The 15,411-nt window shown below is 55.9% G+C and carries 13 protein-coding genes; 7 read left to right on the top strand and 6 right to left on the bottom strand.

Features of this window, described 5'->3' with window-relative positions; genetic code table 11:
- Nucleotides 1-194: 194 nt before the first annotated feature.
- From Pla52o_RS24385 to Pla52o_RS24395, 4 genes are all read right to left on the bottom strand, one after another.
- Complete coding sequence (locus Pla52o_RS24385; RefSeq protein WP_146597253.1) at nt 195-1,415, bottom strand: DUF58 domain-containing protein; 1,221 nt, start codon at nt 1,413-1,415, stop codon at nt 195-197.
- An 11-nt stretch (nt 1,416-1,426) separates the two neighbouring features.
- Nucleotides 1,427-1,564 carry a hypothetical protein gene (locus Pla52o_RS27165; protein WP_197169482.1) on the bottom strand — a complete coding sequence of 46 codons (138 nt, stop codon included), beginning with the start codon at nt 1,562-1,564 and terminating at the stop codon, nt 1,427-1,429.
- A 65-nt stretch (nt 1,565-1,629) separates the two neighbouring features.
- The gene (locus Pla52o_RS24390; RefSeq protein ID WP_146597268.1) at nt 1,630-2,526 is read right to left on the bottom strand and encodes an AAA family ATPase; all 897 of its coding nucleotides are present in this window, start codon (nt 2,524-2,526) and stop codon (nt 1,630-1,632) included.
- Between the two features lie 294 nt (nt 2,527-2,820).
- Nucleotides 2,821-3,066 (bottom strand): hypothetical protein, encoded by a 246-nt coding sequence (locus Pla52o_RS24395; RefSeq protein WP_146597254.1) that lies wholly within the window; start codon nt 3,064-3,066, stop codon nt 2,821-2,823.
- A 497-nt stretch (nt 3,067-3,563) separates the two neighbouring features.
- On the opposite strand from Pla52o_RS24395, the gene Pla52o_RS24400 reads away from it, so the two are divergent.
- Nucleotides 3,564-4,676 (top strand): DUF5658 family protein, encoded by a 1,113-nt coding sequence (locus Pla52o_RS24400; protein WP_146597255.1) that lies wholly within the window; start codon nt 3,564-3,566, stop codon nt 4,674-4,676.
- A 164-nt stretch (nt 4,677-4,840) separates the two neighbouring features.
- Here Pla52o_RS24400 and Pla52o_RS24405 read toward each other — a convergent pair whose 3' ends face one another.
- The gene (locus Pla52o_RS24405) at nt 4,841-6,241 is read right to left on the bottom strand and encodes a hypothetical protein (protein WP_146597256.1); all 1,401 of its coding nucleotides are present in this window, start codon (nt 6,239-6,241) and stop codon (nt 4,841-4,843) included.
- A gap of 451 nt (nt 6,242-6,692) precedes the next feature.
- Between Pla52o_RS24405 and Pla52o_RS24410 the strand changes: the two genes are divergently transcribed.
- Nucleotides 6,693-9,089: a dienelactone hydrolase family protein gene (locus Pla52o_RS24410; protein WP_231612627.1), complete on the top strand. Its 2,397-nt coding sequence runs from the start codon at nt 6,693-6,695 to the stop codon at nt 9,087-9,089.
- Nucleotides 9,090-9,229: 140 nt separating this feature from the next.
- Here Pla52o_RS24410 and Pla52o_RS24415 read toward each other — a convergent pair whose 3' ends face one another.
- Nucleotides 9,230-10,642 (bottom strand): neutral/alkaline non-lysosomal ceramidase N-terminal domain-containing protein, encoded by a 1,413-nt coding sequence (locus tag Pla52o_RS24415; protein ID WP_146597258.1) that lies wholly within the window; start codon nt 10,640-10,642, stop codon nt 9,230-9,232.
- An 845-nt stretch (nt 10,643-11,487) separates the two neighbouring features.
- Here Pla52o_RS24415 and Pla52o_RS24420 point away from each other — a divergent pair.
- The 5 genes from Pla52o_RS24420 to Pla52o_RS24440 all read left to right on the top strand — a co-directional run bounded on the left by Pla52o_RS24420 (nt 11,488) and on the right by Pla52o_RS24440 (nt 15,030).
- Nucleotides 11,488-11,787, top strand: coding sequence for a GYD domain-containing protein (locus Pla52o_RS24420; RefSeq protein ID WP_146597259.1), 300 nt, complete (start codon nt 11,488-11,490; stop codon nt 11,785-11,787).
- A 284-nt stretch (nt 11,788-12,071) separates the two neighbouring features.
- A complete protein-coding gene (locus tag Pla52o_RS24425; RefSeq protein ID WP_146597260.1) occupies nt 12,072-12,593 on the top strand; it encodes a hypothetical protein in 522 nt (173 codons plus the stop codon).
- An 838-nt stretch (nt 12,594-13,431) separates the two neighbouring features.
- Entirely contained in the window at nt 13,432-13,872 is a 441-nt protein-coding gene (locus tag Pla52o_RS24430; RefSeq protein WP_146597261.1) for an Hsp20/alpha crystallin family protein, read from the top strand.
- Between the two features lie 117 nt (nt 13,873-13,989).
- A complete protein-coding gene (locus Pla52o_RS24435; protein ID WP_146597262.1) occupies nt 13,990-14,382 on the top strand; it encodes an Hsp20/alpha crystallin family protein in 393 nt (130 codons plus the stop codon).
- Nucleotides 14,383-14,553: 171 nt separating this feature from the next.
- A complete protein-coding gene (locus tag Pla52o_RS24440; protein ID WP_146597263.1) occupies nt 14,554-15,030 on the top strand; it encodes an Hsp20/alpha crystallin family protein in 477 nt (158 codons plus the stop codon).
- Nucleotides 15,031-15,411 lie beyond the last annotated feature (381 nt).

Below are 15,411 nucleotides of genomic sequence, written 5' to 3' on the forward strand. Positions count from 1 at the left end.
ACTCGCGCTTCTGCGCCCTTTGAAACAGGTGCGATGATTGTTGACATAAGTCTCCGTTCCTTGCTTTGCCCCCCTTTGAAGTGACGCCAACGTCGCTTTTCAAGGATCTGCTCGACTACCTTCTCATCTTATCCCGCCACCGCCACGTCGGAAACACCGCGAATACCTCAAGCCCCGCTCTGGGACCGCGTTTCTTACTTCTCATTGCTCACTTCAAACCATCCTCGCTCCGCAGCGGATGAGACGTCGATCCAGCGCAAGGCGCGACGACGCAGCCAGCGATCAAAGACGCGACGCTCCTCATCACTGGTCGACGCGAGCGTCGGATTCCTCGCACGGGGACTGACAACCAACAGATCCTTGAACCGCCCTCCGACACCGGCGGCTTGGTCCAACGCGGCCGTGAAGGTGGGCGAATCGGTGACTTCCAAACGCGAGAGCAGTGACAGCACCTCGCGTTTTTGCTCGGCTGAAGCCCCCGCCATCATCGCCAGCGGTTGGCGACCGGCCGCCACCAATACAATTCGATTCGTCGTCAAGCCGCTCAATCGCAGCACCAGGGAGGCGGCGACGCTAATCGCCAGTTCGACATTCACATTCGACGTTTTCGGCGTCGCGAGAAAACCATCCACTAGCACACATAGTTCATATCGTTGCGATTGTTCGTACTGGCTGACCACCGGTTCATTCAAACGTGCCGAGGTTCGCCAATGAATTTTTCTCAACGTGTCCCCATCGCGATAAGGACGCAATCCAAAAAAATCGCCATCGGATCTTCCGCTCCGTTCACTCGCTCTCGAGACGCCTTCGTGTCGTCCCGAAAGTGCCCGTTGCCATCCTCGCTTGAGCGTGACAAGGTTCGGGAACACCTCGAGAGTTTCGTCGTGGTTATCGGTGACTTTCGCGGTCAACAAATCGAGTGGAAACGAGCTGGCAACACGCAACGGACCAAACGTCAATCTCCCACGAGATTGTGGGACCATCATGGAAGAGGTCGTCGCGGTGCTCGCCGCAGCGATGTACTGGATCGCTCCTCCGTAGGGAGTCCCGATGGGTTCACGTTCGTGTTGCGGAGCTCGTGATTTGACTTGGTCTTCCACTCGAAGCAACCACAACGACATCCAAGCGCTGTGATTGGTCACCTCGAAATTTACCGCAAATGCTTTCCCCGCAAACGCCTCGGTTGGCAAACGCCGGCGAATCGAAAGGGCCATCAACGCCCCGCGGGACCATCGCCACTGTACGAACAGGGCCCCGACCAAGATGCCGGCAACGACCAGCAACAAATTGAACCCGCGCAGCGCTCCCCCAAGCATCGCAAACGTGCTGACAAAGACGAAATGCATCCCCAGACGTGTCAAACGCACCTTACGCGATTGGACCGACGAGTTCAGCGATTCGTTGCGAAGTAGCATAAAAAAACCGACTAAGAGTCATACACGCAAAACCGATCCGCCGCCTGCTCGGCGATCGCGACCACGGTGTGCCCCCCTCGACGTGCCCCCGAGAGCAACGTCATGCGAGTCACCGTCATGCGAGTCACCGCCCCCGAGAGTAATCTCACTGCGAGTTCCCGCCAGCAGCCAATCACACGCCAAGACGTGAATCGCCGAACGGGTGCGTCCGCAGCTAAACGGGCACCGCCACCTGTTCGATAATCGCTGCGATCTGCTTCTCGACCAATAGCCGACTCGGCCCTTGGAAAACACTGTCGTGAACCACCCGGTGCGATAGCGTAGCCACCGCTAACGCCTTGATATCGTCGGGCGTCACAAAGTCACGCGACTCGGTGATCGCTCGGGCTTGGCAACCACGATAGAAACTGAGCGCCCCGCGCGTGCTGACCCCGTATTCGAACTCAGCGTGCGAGCGAGTCGCTTCGACAATGTCCAACAGGTAATTGACCAACGATTCCTCAAACACAACATCGCGCACGTTCGCTTGAGCGGCGCGAATCGCATCGAGTGTGGCAACCGATTGCAATCGATTGACCGGTTCGCCGCTACGATGCGTCACCAAAACCTCGCGTTCCCAGCGACGGTCCGCGTAGCCGATCGAAGTCCGCAACAAGAATCGATCCAACTGACTTTCCGGAAGTGCGTACGTGCCTTCGAACTCGAATGGGTTCTGTGTCGCCACGACAATGAAGGGTTGTGGCAGCGGATGGGTCACTCCATCGATCGAAACACTCCCTTCGCTCATCGCTTCGAGTAGTGCGGATTGCGTCCGCGGTGGGGCTCGATTGATTTCGTCGGCCAACACCACGTTGGCGAAAATGGGTCCCGGGTGAAACTCAAATTCCCGCCGATCACTGCGGTAAACCATGCTGCCGGTAATATCGCTGGGCAACAAGTCAGGCGTAAATTGCAAACGCGAAAATTTTCCGTCGATGGAATGCGCGAGCGCTTTTGCAGCCAACGTCTTTCCCACCCCGGGCACATCTTCGAGCAAGATATGCTCGCCGGCCAACAAGGCTACAACTAACATCTGAACGACATCGGATTTGCCAAAGACGACCTGTTCAATGTTTTGTCGCAAAGAACGAGAGGTGTCGTAGGCTTCTCGCGTCATAGTATTCTTTAACTTGGAAACGTTCGTTGATCGGAAACACGTTGATCGGAAACAGCTCAATGCCACCGGTCGCTCTCAACAACCGCCTCACCCGACCCCCCCGGCTTGGGGCAAGGGCATAAACTCGGCCGCGGTTGCACCAAGACGCTACCGGAAACACGTCACTTATCGTAACGGACAAACGAACCCGCTTCCATCCGACATGCACTGAATCGGAAATCTTCATGCAAAGCAAATTTCATTGCTTATTCATTGGCTAGCGGAACGAATCGGCTCTCGAATCGCGTTCATCAACTCCCGATGCTCAGCCGCGAGGTTGTTCCCCAGCGAAACATCGCCGGCTCGATACAGCAAGCAAAACTCTCCCTCCACCTCTTTAGCGATCACGCGATGCTCAGACGTGCATGCCGATACCGCACTTTTCCAATAGCTGATCGCCGCCTCGAACATCAATCCATCTGGTGAACCCGTATCTTCCGTCGCGGAGAAATCCATTCGATCGCGATGTCCCTGACCCTCCGTCCAATGGCTCCCGCCGGGTAAGCAGAAAACGCTACCCAGACCCGTTGCCAAGGCCCAGCGGAGTCGCCAAATGATCCCCCATCGTGCGTGATTATTACGGTGCCCTGGCTGCGCGGTGTCGTGTATAACAGAAAGGGACATTGCGGCTTTGCTCGTGCAGACGTAAATCTCAGTCGCTTTGGTTTTCAGTCGATGTTTGCAAGCCAATGATGTTTGCAAGCCAATATGATGCCTGCAAACCAATACAGAGCAGCCGCTCGCCCCACCCCGGCCAATCGATCGCTTATAATCTGAAAAATCAGCGTGGTTTCTTTTCTTGACCAACGGGGTAATAACAAAGTGCTTGCTTAGTGATCCCCAGAGCGAAGCCCAAGCGGATCACCGCAACGATGGATGCGGTTTGCTGAGTTGAGTCACAAAACCACGTCTTAGCCACATTGAAGTACGGTTAAAAATAGGGGAGTTAGGGAATGACCGGTATCGAACCCCGAAACGCAGTCCGTTTCGCTCGGCTGCTAATCGCATTGTTGTTGGGGGGACTCTTGAGCGGCGGCGTTCATGCTCAGTATCCACCTCACTGGAGTGAGCCGGAGGATTTGGAGGAGCCGATCAACACCGAGCGAATGTTTGTTTTCGTCGATGGGATTTATCTTGCGCCACCATGCCAGATCGAAGTTGCAATTGAAGACGCCAAAATTGTCATCAATGAGCAAACCTATGGTGCAGACTCATTTGATTTCACTACCGACACACGGATGGGAAGTGATCCATTGCACGGCGGGCACTACCACTCGATGGAGATGCATCGCATTCCCGGCGGAAAGTCCGAAGTGGTGTTGAGGCAATTCTCTCGTCAACTGCGTGCACGAATGTACGGCGCCGTGCTGGTACTCTATTCGGGCGAGACTCCAATGCTGCTCAATTCCTTGCGGGAAGGGCATGACCTACTCAAGGCACTGATCGCAAAGGGAACGGGGCACCAAGACGCCACAGCCATGCTCGAACTAGCGTCCGATGATCTTGATCTCGAACTATGCAATCGCCTTCTCGCCGACTTTGAGCCCACGCCCGACTTCATTCGCCGCGCATCCGAGTTGGTGGAAAAACAAGCCATGGTCGAAGAGGCGAACAACCGAAAGGCAGCTGCATTGATCTTGGGTCAACAAATCTCGTACCCCTTGAGTATATTTGCCATGATCGTGGTGGTGTTTGCGTTTGGTCATCTCATCTCAAATCCCCAACAACTTGCCGCCAATCATGAAGACCCACGCGTGGTCGCCAATGCCAAGAAAGCCACGATCGCCTCGCTCGCGATCTTGGCGTTACTCTCCCTGGTCGACCTCATCTGGACGTTGATCGCTCACGAAAGTGGCACGATGCGTGAACTGAATCCACTCGGCAGCGGATTGATTGATCGACCGGCACAACTGGTCCTGTTCAAAATCACACTCACGACATTGTCGATCGGTTTACTGTATTGGCTCCACGAACTGCCCCTGGCGCGTCGGGCCACGTGGTGGTGCTGCTTGGTGCTGACCTTGCTGACGGCTCGTTGGTTGACCTTCAACTCGATGTTCTTATAGCGATGTTGCAATAGCCATCGTTCCGATCGTCAGCAACTCGAAGCTCCTTATTGACGCTCCACGGCATCCTTCGCTAGACCACGTTCTGACGCACACTGCGACGGGCTAATTTTGATCGAGACCGCGGCGGCTCCGCTAACATCGTGGTGAGACGGGACAACCTGCTACGGGGCAACCTGCGACGGGGCCAGCAACGGCTGTAACGCCTCTTTGATGATCGCTTCACTGCCGCGTGCGACCCAGCGCCATCCGTGATCAAAGCCATCGACGAAGGCTTGTTCACTGGGGATATACCCTGGCCAACATTCGCCATAGCCGACCGTCATGACGAAACGATCGGGGCTCATCTGCTGGGCCATTAACTGATAATGAACGAACGATTCGCCTGGCATCAGCAATAGTCTCGCCTCTCCCAACTCCAAGCACGGCAGGTCAATCGGCTGTCCCCTCTCGACACGATCCAAGGAACTAAGGCCCATTGCCGCGCTGATCCGATTCTCGACCGTCGCTTGCTCATTCTCAAGCACTTGCATCATTGACGGGCGGGTAAACGCGGGCTCGTCAATGAACGGTAATTTTAGCGATCCCATTTTTAGAGCGACTCGGTCTAGAGGCGTGCGGACCGTGGCAGCCTCCGCTTGCTTCATGGCTTGATAGACGCGATCGGCCAAAACCGCGCGCATCGCAGGGGCGCCATCGTTGTATTTCCCTGCGGTCACATCGCCGCTGCAACCGCTCAGATAAATTTGTTTCGTCGGTGGTGTGTCGAGCTGACGGCGGCGACGCGCGATGCCAACGAAATCGGCACTCACGGCCCCCTTGCCATAGTGGCTCATCGGATGCGTTGCATAACACGAAACAACCGCCAACGCCTTTGTGTCGTGATAGAACGTGATCGACTTCAACATCGGATCAATTTCGCCATCGTCGGCGGCGGCATAAGCGGGAACGCCTCCTGAACCGCTTCCACGATCGTACCCCACCGTGCCGTCGGCACGGATGACACGTCGACTTGATGCCACTTTCTCAACCGCCGCTTGACCGAGCCCAATGTGCGTAAGCGGCTCGGCCTCGGCAACCGCAGCCTTCATCGCACGCACCACGTCATCAATACAGCGAGCGTGAAAATCGACATCGTATAACTCTCCCTGTAACCCCACGGTGTCCAGGTATCGTTGGGCCCCAGAGTCCGAAATGGGCGCATCATGTTGGTGCAGCGACGAGACCAAGACATGATCTCGCGTCGTCATTGCCGCGGCGGCCAGCGCGTCTCGCCATTGATCATAGGCGCCATTGCGAACCTCGCACCAATCCAGCGCCACCAACACGATAGGGGAATCGGCGCCGAGCAAAACCAAACCATGGGCCTCCAATGGATCGTCGATCTGTTTCACCTTGGTCTTAATGATCCCCATGCAGCGATGCCCAAGCGGAATCGTGATGTCAGCCGAGAAGGTGGCAATCTTAAATTGCCCCGGATCGGCACCGTCGGCAACGCGGTTGCCGATCGCGGCAACGCACCCAACCAGGATAAAAAAGCTGAGCTGGAAAATTTTTGCATTCATAAAAAGCGTTCTTCTCGGAAGGAATACGAGCTGGGCAGCCAATCAGACGCAACCGACGCCAATCTCGTTGGCAAAATCGAGTCGCTACGGGATTCGCATGATAATGCAATTCGCGCCAAGGTGCTGGTCCAGCACACCCCGTCTTGTCGGCACATCCCCCCGCGCCGTGCGCTACGGCCGAACTCCGGAGTCTACACGGGCGACTGTGATTCAGGTTAAGATGGAGCCTCTACGTCCTTTTTGCAGTTGCCCTGTTGCCGATTCCCCTAACAAACTCACACCCCGCAGCGTGAGCGAGGAACTGAATCAATATCGACAATCCCTCGCTGACGCGTCGGTGTATGAATAGCGTGCAACTTCAATGCGTCGGCGACGGCGCTGCGTCTCCTACCTCCACTCCCTCCTTCCTCGAATTTCCGCTGTGAATGCACCCCAGTTGTTCAAAACGCCCATGAATCAATATCACTCGACGCCAATCGCAATGGCGAGAATGACATTTTTATATCTGTTATCAAGCCTCACTCCTGTCTTTGCCGCAGATCCGAACGCCGCCGCCAATGAGTTAGAGTTCACGCTCCAGCGCACGGTGTCACACCAAGGCTTCGACGGCAAACAGTGCTGGGTGCATGCTCGCGCCGGAGTGATCCCGCCAGGCAAAGAATCCGACGAACCGTCCATTGTCATGACGATGCAAAAATTATTGCTCACTGGCTCGGACGTTTTTTACGCACTGAACCAGACTCGCTCGGACGCTCAGGGAGAGACTTGGAGCGATCCCGTTTCAATCGATTCGTTTGCTCGCCAAAGCGTTTCGGCCGATCCGTCGGCGGAGTTGCCGACGGGAGCCGCGATCGCGCCGCAACTGCTACGTGCGGGCGACGAAACGGTCGTTTGCGACTTCACCCCCAAATGGCACGCATCGAGCCAACGGTTGTTGGGTATCGGGCAAACGACTTGGTACCGCAACAATCGCGGTTTGCACCCGGCGCCTCGTGGAATTGCCTACGCGTCGCTCGACCCTAAATCGAACGAATGGACCGATTGGGCAACCGTCGATTTGCCTGCGGAACCAAAGTTTCAAAACGCGGGAGCCGGCAGCGTTCAACGAGTTGATTTACCCGGCGGCGATGTGCTGCTGCCGATCTACTTTAAAGTCGCCAGCGACAAACAATATTCCGTCACCGTCGTTCGTTGTCGTTACGATGGTCACACGTTGGAGTATATCGAACACGGCAATGAAATGACCGTGCCGGTCCAACGTGGGCTGGTCGAACCATCGCTGACTCTCTTTGGCGGTCGCTATTATTTAACGATCCGCAATGATGAACACGGTTACGTCGCGGTCAGCAAAGACGGGCTGAACTTCGATACGCCACGCCGCTGGACCTTTGACGACGGCAGTGATCTGGGCAACTACAACACCCAACAGCACTGGGTCACCCACAGCGACGGTTTGTTTCTCGTCTACACGCGGCGGGGTGCCAACAATGATCATGTGTTTCGCCACCGCGCCCCGTTGTGGATCGCTCGCGTCGATCCCGAGCAATTACATGTGATCCGCGAAACGGAACAGATCTTGGTTCCTGAGAGCGGTGCTCGGCTTGGGAATTTCGGCGTCACCGAGGTCTCGCCAACCGAGACTTGGGTGACCGTGGCGGAATGGATGCAACCGAAGGGAGTCGAGAAACATGGCAGCGACAACCGTGTGTTTGTAGCAAAACTGAAATGGAATCGCCCCAACCACGCGTTTAATGTTCAACCCAATTCGGGTGAGGGGACAGCTTGGAACACGATCAAACCCTACTTTTCGCCACCCCAATCCCTCGAGTCTGAAATGGGCTCATTCCGATCACCACTGCGGTTTAACGATGGTTCGCCTGTCGAGACGAAGCAGGATTGGACGCGGAGACGCGCCGAGATTCTCGCCCAGTGGGAAGCACACCTTGGCCAGTGGCCGCCGCTGATCACGGAGCCTGAACTGGAGTTCCTGGGGTCGCAGCGCCGCGAAAATTTCACACAACATCACGTTCGCTTTCAGTGGACCCCGAGCGAAAAGACAACCGGTTATCTGTTGGTTCCCGAAGGCGAAGGCCCGCACCCCGCCGTCGTCACTGTTTATTATGAACCGGAGACGGCGATTGGAGAGGGAACAGCCAACCGAGACTTCGCGTTACAACTCGCTCGCCGCGGCTTCGTCGTGCTGTCGATCGGCACGACCGAGGCGACGAAAGCGAAAACTTATGGGATTTATTATCCCAGCATTGAAGATGCCAAAGTCCAACCCTTGTCCATGCTCGGATATGTGGCTGCCAACGCTTGGTACGTGCTGGCCAGTCGACCGGAAGTCGACTCCGAGCGAATCGGAATCGTCGGGCACTCATTCGGTGGCAAATGGTCGTTGTTTGCCTCGTGTCTGTTCGACAAGTTTGCCTGCGCCGCTTGGTCCGATCCTGGCATCGTATTCGACGAGGCACGCAACAGCGTCAATTACTGGGAACCGTGGTACCTCGGTTATCATCCCAAACCATGGCGCAAGCGTGGTTTGATTACCGAGGAAAATCCCGCGTTTGGTTTGTATCCCAAGCTCACCGCCGAAGGCCGAGATCTGCACGAACTGCACGCCTTGATGGCACCGCGTCCGTTCTTGGTCTCCGCTGGCTCGGAGGACCCATCGTCGCGTTGGATCGCGCTCAATCACACCATCGCCGTGAACCGCTTGCTCGGCTACTCCGATCGAGTCGCGATGACGAACCGGCCTGACCACTCGCCGAACGACTCCTCTAACGAAGTGATCTATTCGTTCTTTCAGCACTTTTTGCAAGAGGCTCCCCAAGCGGCATCTCGTTGAGGTCGTCGTCGGATTTGAAATCGCCCCGCGGTTCACACCGCCGTGTTCAATAAACACGGCGGTCGCGGGGCATTTTGCCCAACATCACTACAAACGAGCACGTGACGACACGCGACGGAGCGACGTCCCTCGGCTTTACTTCACGTCGTGCGTTGCCAAAGTGAGTCGGCCAGACGCGGCAATTCACTGGCGGCCGAGCGGGTAAAGGGAGGCAAATTAACGATTCGCGGCACCGTGATCGCCGCGTATTCGCCCGCTTGATAGGCCCGCGGATCCGTCAAATAACCAATCAAATCGTCCGTGTATCCGACGACGATTGTTTTCTCAAATGGTGAATCGCGACGAATTTGCAAACCGTAGTAACTGTAGAGTTCGCTCGAATGAAACAGCATCCCGAGCTCTCCAAGTCGTAATGCGGAAACCGGTGTTGCGTGGCTCTTTTTCTCTAGGCTCCACTTCTCCGCCGCTTCAAACCACGACTTTGCAAACCGCGCATCGACCCATTCGCCGCCGGTACACTGTTCGGGGTTCTCTCGATACTGCTGCAACTGCTGTTTCAGCAACTCGATATCGAGCGGCACCTCAAATTGCTCCGTGACCGTCCGCAATTCCGGTACCGCAACCCGTTGGCAAGCCGCGATCGCTTGGTCGATCCCCTTGGTGATCGCTGCGGCGGTGGGTTCCGCCTTGCCAATCCAAATCTTGCCATCGCCTGGATTCACATCACCGGCATGACCTTGCAAGTAACCTGGCGTGACCCCGTGCTTCTCGCGCACCGCCTTGGCAACCAACCCCACCCAGTCGGGTCCCGCTTCGCCGTCGCCGTAACAAACCGGATGGCAGGAAAAGTGGTACCACAACACGTCGGGTTTGTTGGCACGCTCAAAACGCAACACGTGCAGCGTGGTATCGAGCCAGCGCTGCGTGTCGCTTGACTCTGCCGTGAATTCTTTATCGGTTTTCCATGTCGAACTGGTGCGATTGAAATTCCCCCCTTCGACCTGACTCTCGCCAACATACAGCGCTGCCGATGAAAGGTCTTCCTTTGCCAGACGAACCGCCGTGACAACCTTCTCAAGTGTCTCCCTTTGATAGTCTTCGGGAATCGCTCCCCATTGACGCAGAAAGAAAAACGCAGGCATGGAATGGGTGTGCGTGGCGCAAACGCGGACATTCGAACTTGGAATCCCCGTTTGTTCCGCCACTCGCTGTTGCACTTGTTTCGCAAAGCTAGCCGATACACCTGCGATATCCAATGAAACCAAGGCAACCCATTGATCCTTGACCCGCAGCACCAACGCCCGCGCGGCGGTTGGCTGGCGAATGCCGGTGATCACACGCTCTTGACCCACCGGCTTATGAAATCCAGCGAGTTCGATCCCCAATGGCGGTGTCGTGTCGACCTCGGCATGTCCCATCGCAAACGCATCCGCCGTCGTCTCGGCAAACAGATTGCCCGAGGACAACACCGCTCCCGCCGACATCGCACCGGCACCAATAAACTGGCGACGATTGGGAGTGAACGTGGACCGAAGGGGTTCGTTAATACTCATAACTCACTCAACTACACGGGGAATGGGACGGGGTAAAAAAGTACTGCGGTGCCGTCTCCGTCGCAAGCCGCGGCTGGCTGTTGGAAAAACGCATGACACACCATCACATCGTGATCGTGAGCTTCACCAGTGTAGCCAACCTCGCCCCCGGTTGCGTGCACGCTCGACATTTTCTCTCCACGTGGCTCGTTGCACCCGCAGTCGTCCTGAAACCCAGTCGTCCTGAAACACAACTGTCCGGTACACCACATACGCTCGTTAGGAACAGGACTCGAGTTCGTTGTCTCCGCCGAGCAGAAGCGTGACGGCGTGTGCCCGTAGGACGCGCCGAGCCCCAGTGACACGAACTAAGTTTTCCGCTGCGATTCGGCGCACTGCGAATCGAAGATCCGGCCGTAGGTTACGCCCGATTCGTTCGCTAACCTCCATCGATGCAAATCAGGAATGGGCCGGAACATCCCCATCGCGGATTCAGCAGCGCATTACATCGTGACGAATTCGGTGGTTCCGATTTCACTTGCAAGCCTAAGCCGAGAGGCAGGATTCTTTCGGCACATTAGCCGTTTTGGCGTTAGCGGCCGTTCCCACGTTCAACCGGGGGCTAACGTCCAAGCGGCTAATGGGATTTCGCCCAATCATTCCTGCCTAACTGCTTAGCGCGTGTTTGTTGGTTTCGTATTGGCTGAACCCTTCACGGATCAAATAAATTTTGGTGGTCTCCAAAGCGAGCTTTTGGCGAGTCGGCTGTGGCACAACGTATTTTCCCCTGAACGTAGGCGGATTCGATAGAATTAAATTGGATACTCTCAGCGAAGGTTTCTCAATCGAACCATCGGAGTCAGGAAATGGCGACTTTCATTACCACGATCAAGTTCACCCCGCAGGGAATCAAGGCCATCAAGGAAACGACCCAACGTGCGGCCTCCCTAAAATCGGCGGCCAAGAAGATGGGCGTGAGCGTCAAGCACATCTTCTGGACGCTAGGGGATCACGATGGAACGTTGATCTTTGAAGCACCCGATGACGAAACGGCGGCCGCATTGATGATGCACTTGGGCGCAGCCGGCAATGTTCACACGGCGACCGAACGAGCCTTCACGGCGGCCGAGATGGACACCGTGCTGGCGAAGGTGCATGGGGGCTAAAGACGAGGGGCCAAGCGTGCGCACTCGATGCGCCGGTCCATGGATGGTTGTTAGCGATCGGTGATTCCGCTCGCCATGGGTGAATCGGCTGCTGGATCGTTCCGGATGCGCCGCGTTGGGTGTCTTCGTTCCCAGACTCCTACGCACGTCATCCGATCCACGTTGCCTCGACGACCCGCACCGAATCGAATTGATACAGATGCTCGGCGCGACCGCGAAACCGTTCCAGTCACTTCCCCGCTTGCGGATGACGCGACCTCCTACCGCAAACGACCCTAAACATCATGACTCGCCCGCTTCCCAATCCGAATTCGCGCTCCGGCGGCTACTTCCATAAACAGCGAGCGCCGTTGTGCTTGTTACTGTACGCGTTAGGCATGACGTTCCTGCTGCTGAGTTGGTTCTTACGCAATCAGGCCGGCATCGAGTGGATATTTCTCGTGGTGGGTGGGTTGGTCTTGGTGGTCGCCGCTTCCTTCCACCATCTAGTTGTGCAAGACGAAGGAGAGCGGATCTCGATCCACTTTGGTCCCATCCCGCTGTTTCGGCGGGATGTCCGATACGAAGACATTCGGAATGTCGAAGTGGGGCGGACGACGTTCCTCGACGGTTGGGGCATTCACGTGAACTTGCCGGGGACCTGGGTTTGGAACCTATGGGGCCGTGATTGTGTGGTATTGCGACTGCGGAAAGGAGTCTTGAAAATTGGCACGGACGATCCACAATCGCTCGCGGATTTCTTAAATGACCGACGGCGCCCCCACCCCGATGCCGATCGCAAGCGAGAGTTGGCTGAGAAGGTTTGACGGTCGTTTTTGTTCAAACCGCTCCGCGGCTTCCCCCCGCGGCCCTAAGCACCTCGGCAGAAGTCTTTCGGCATAACTCTTCAAAGCGGCGAAGCTGCAAAACGTAGCCTAGGCTTCCAGCTCGATGTAGTCCCCAGGCTGGAAGCCTAGGCTGCGTTAAGCCCAATGAGTTGTGCGCAGGTGCTTAGCCGATTACAGCGCGCATCAAACCGACGGCGGAGCGGCCGCAAATCGTCACATGACATCATCGCCCACGTTGCTTTCATTCGCGTCTTGGTCGATGCATTGTTTTATGCGTTGCCCTAAGCATTGCCCAACGCTTAGTGACGTACATAGCAATTCGTTTTCCGGTTGCCATGGGTGATCGAACATGTGCGATTGAGTGTGTCCCCCCGTGCACGTTTTCAGCATTCCAATGGTGGAGCCGCTTCACGGAATCGTCCCGCCGAAGTATTCAGGAGGGGATGTCTTCGAAAAGTTAGCCGAGCCGAGACAACGGATACATCATCCGCGAATCTCGAGCACCGCCGCGGATCCTACGAAGCGTGGCAGCTCCATCCGGCTCCGTCGCGAGTGAGATATCAAGTGTATTTTGGATTTGCGTTAGGCCGACCAACGGGAGTCGTTTGCGGGTCCCACCGCGACGTCATTATGCGCCGATGCAGAGTTCTCGTTCCCTGCACCGACCACTCCTCTGACCCACCGTTTGTTTCCCCCACAAGCGATCACCATTGGCACGCATCTTGCATTTATTCTCGTTATCGGTGGCGGGCATGCCACTTTGACCGGACGAAACAAATTTGCGACACATTGCATTCTTTTGAAGGAGGCTATGACCATGTTGAGAACAAATTGGCAACCGTTAGCGGAAGTGAATCGGCTTCGTAACGAGATGGATCGTCTATTTGGCCAGTACGCTGATGGCGGCGGAACCGAAATGGGCCGGATGGGAACGTTCCCGCCCTTGAACGTCTGGGAGGACGACAACCACTTGTTCGTTGAAGCGGAGCTGCCCGGTTTCGATATGGATCAATTGGAGATCTATGTCACCGGCGGAAACCAGCTTTCGATCTCCGGTGAACGCGTCCAACCTGAGCCTGCCGAAGGAGCATGGCATCGGAAAGAGCGTGGCTTCGGCAAATTCCGCCGCTCGTTGGAATTGCCCAGCGACGTCGATAGCGATAGCGTCTCGGCAACCTTCATCAATGGCGTGCTGACGTTGACGATGCCCAAAAGCGAAGCGGCTAAGCCCCGACGCATTGAGGTGAAAGCAAACTGAGCCGAACGCTCCGTTTGATAGTTGACATCGGACATTCGCGGGGGCTAGGCGACGGACCTTGCCCTTGCAATGCCCTTAACTTTTGCCAGCAATGAACACATTTTTGGAGGAGAAACAATGACCACGACCATTACCAATGCTGAAAAGAAATCAGGCGAAGTCGCCAGCCCCGAGCAGACGTACCAATCGAGCTATGTCCCGCGATTCGATATTTGGGAAGGCGAAAACGAATTGCTGCTCTATGGCGATTTGCCCGGCGTCTCTGTGGATGACTTGGATATCCGATTCGAGAATCGCGAGTTGACGATCCGAGGAAAGGTAGCCTCGCGACACGAGGGCAACTTTGTGTTGGGTGAATATGGAATTGGTGATTTCCATCGCAGCTTTACCGTCGGGGAAGCGATCGACGCCGAGAAAATTTCGGCAGAAATGAAGCAAGGCGTACTGACCCTGCATCTGCCAAAATCGGAAAAGGTCAAACCTCGCAAGATCGAAGTCAAAACCACTTGAGTCGGTTAACACGATCCTCTGACTCAGTCGCGTCCATCGGATGACCCTTCGGCGACGATCCATTCGCCTTCCTCGGCATGGATCGTTCGCCTTTGCGAGGGGGTGTCATGTCGCGAACATGCCCCCTTCGATTCCCTATGAAGACTACCTGGAAACTGAGGGAGTAGAACGATGTTTAACAAACTAACGCACTGGAAACAAAAAAGCGGCGATCTCAAAGCCCGTCACGAAGATCACCCCCTGTCTCGGCTGCGTCACGATTTCGATGATCTGATGCACCGCTTTTTGGAGGACGACAGCGACCTAACCTTAAACTGGGGAGGATCGCGAATGCTCGGTTCACGAATCGAGATGGATGACAACCAGGACGAATACGTCTTGCGAGCTGAATTGCCAGGGTTTGAATCGGGTGATTTTGATGTCCATATCAGCGGCAATGTGTTGACGATGCGGGCGAAGCACAGCGAGCAGAAAAAAGAGGGGAACGGAGGCTACCATCGATTTGAAAGTTTTCATGAAACCTTTACGCTGCCTCAAGGCGTGATGACGGAACAAATTGACGCTCGCTATCACAGTGGCGTTCTTGAAATCCATCTGCCCAAAAGCGAAGAGTGCCAAGCAAAGCGGATCGACGTGAAGGCCGAGTGAGCTCGAAAGCGGAATGGAGTTGAGGTTAGCGGTAGCCACGCCTCTCAAGCGATGATCTTGAGCGGGATCCAAACCGTAGCTGCGTTCGCCAGAACGCGGTCCACCGTCGGGCGAAACCCCCGACATCAAAATCAAAAATGACGCGGGATCCAAACCGTAGCTGCGTTCGCAAGAACGCGGTCCACCGTTAGGCAACACTCCCGACATCAAAATCAAAAATGACGCGGGATTCAACCCGTAGCTGCGTTCGCCAGAACGCGGTCCACCCTCGGGCGACACTCCCGACATCAAAATCAAAAATGACGCGGGATTCAAACCGTAGCTGCGTTCGCCAGAACGCGGTCCACCGCTAGGCGAAACTCCCTACATCAAAATCAAAAA

Source organism: Novipirellula galeiformis (assembly GCF_007860095.1).
Taxonomy (GTDB): domain Bacteria; phylum Planctomycetota; class Planctomycetia; order Pirellulales; family Pirellulaceae; genus Novipirellula; species Novipirellula galeiformis.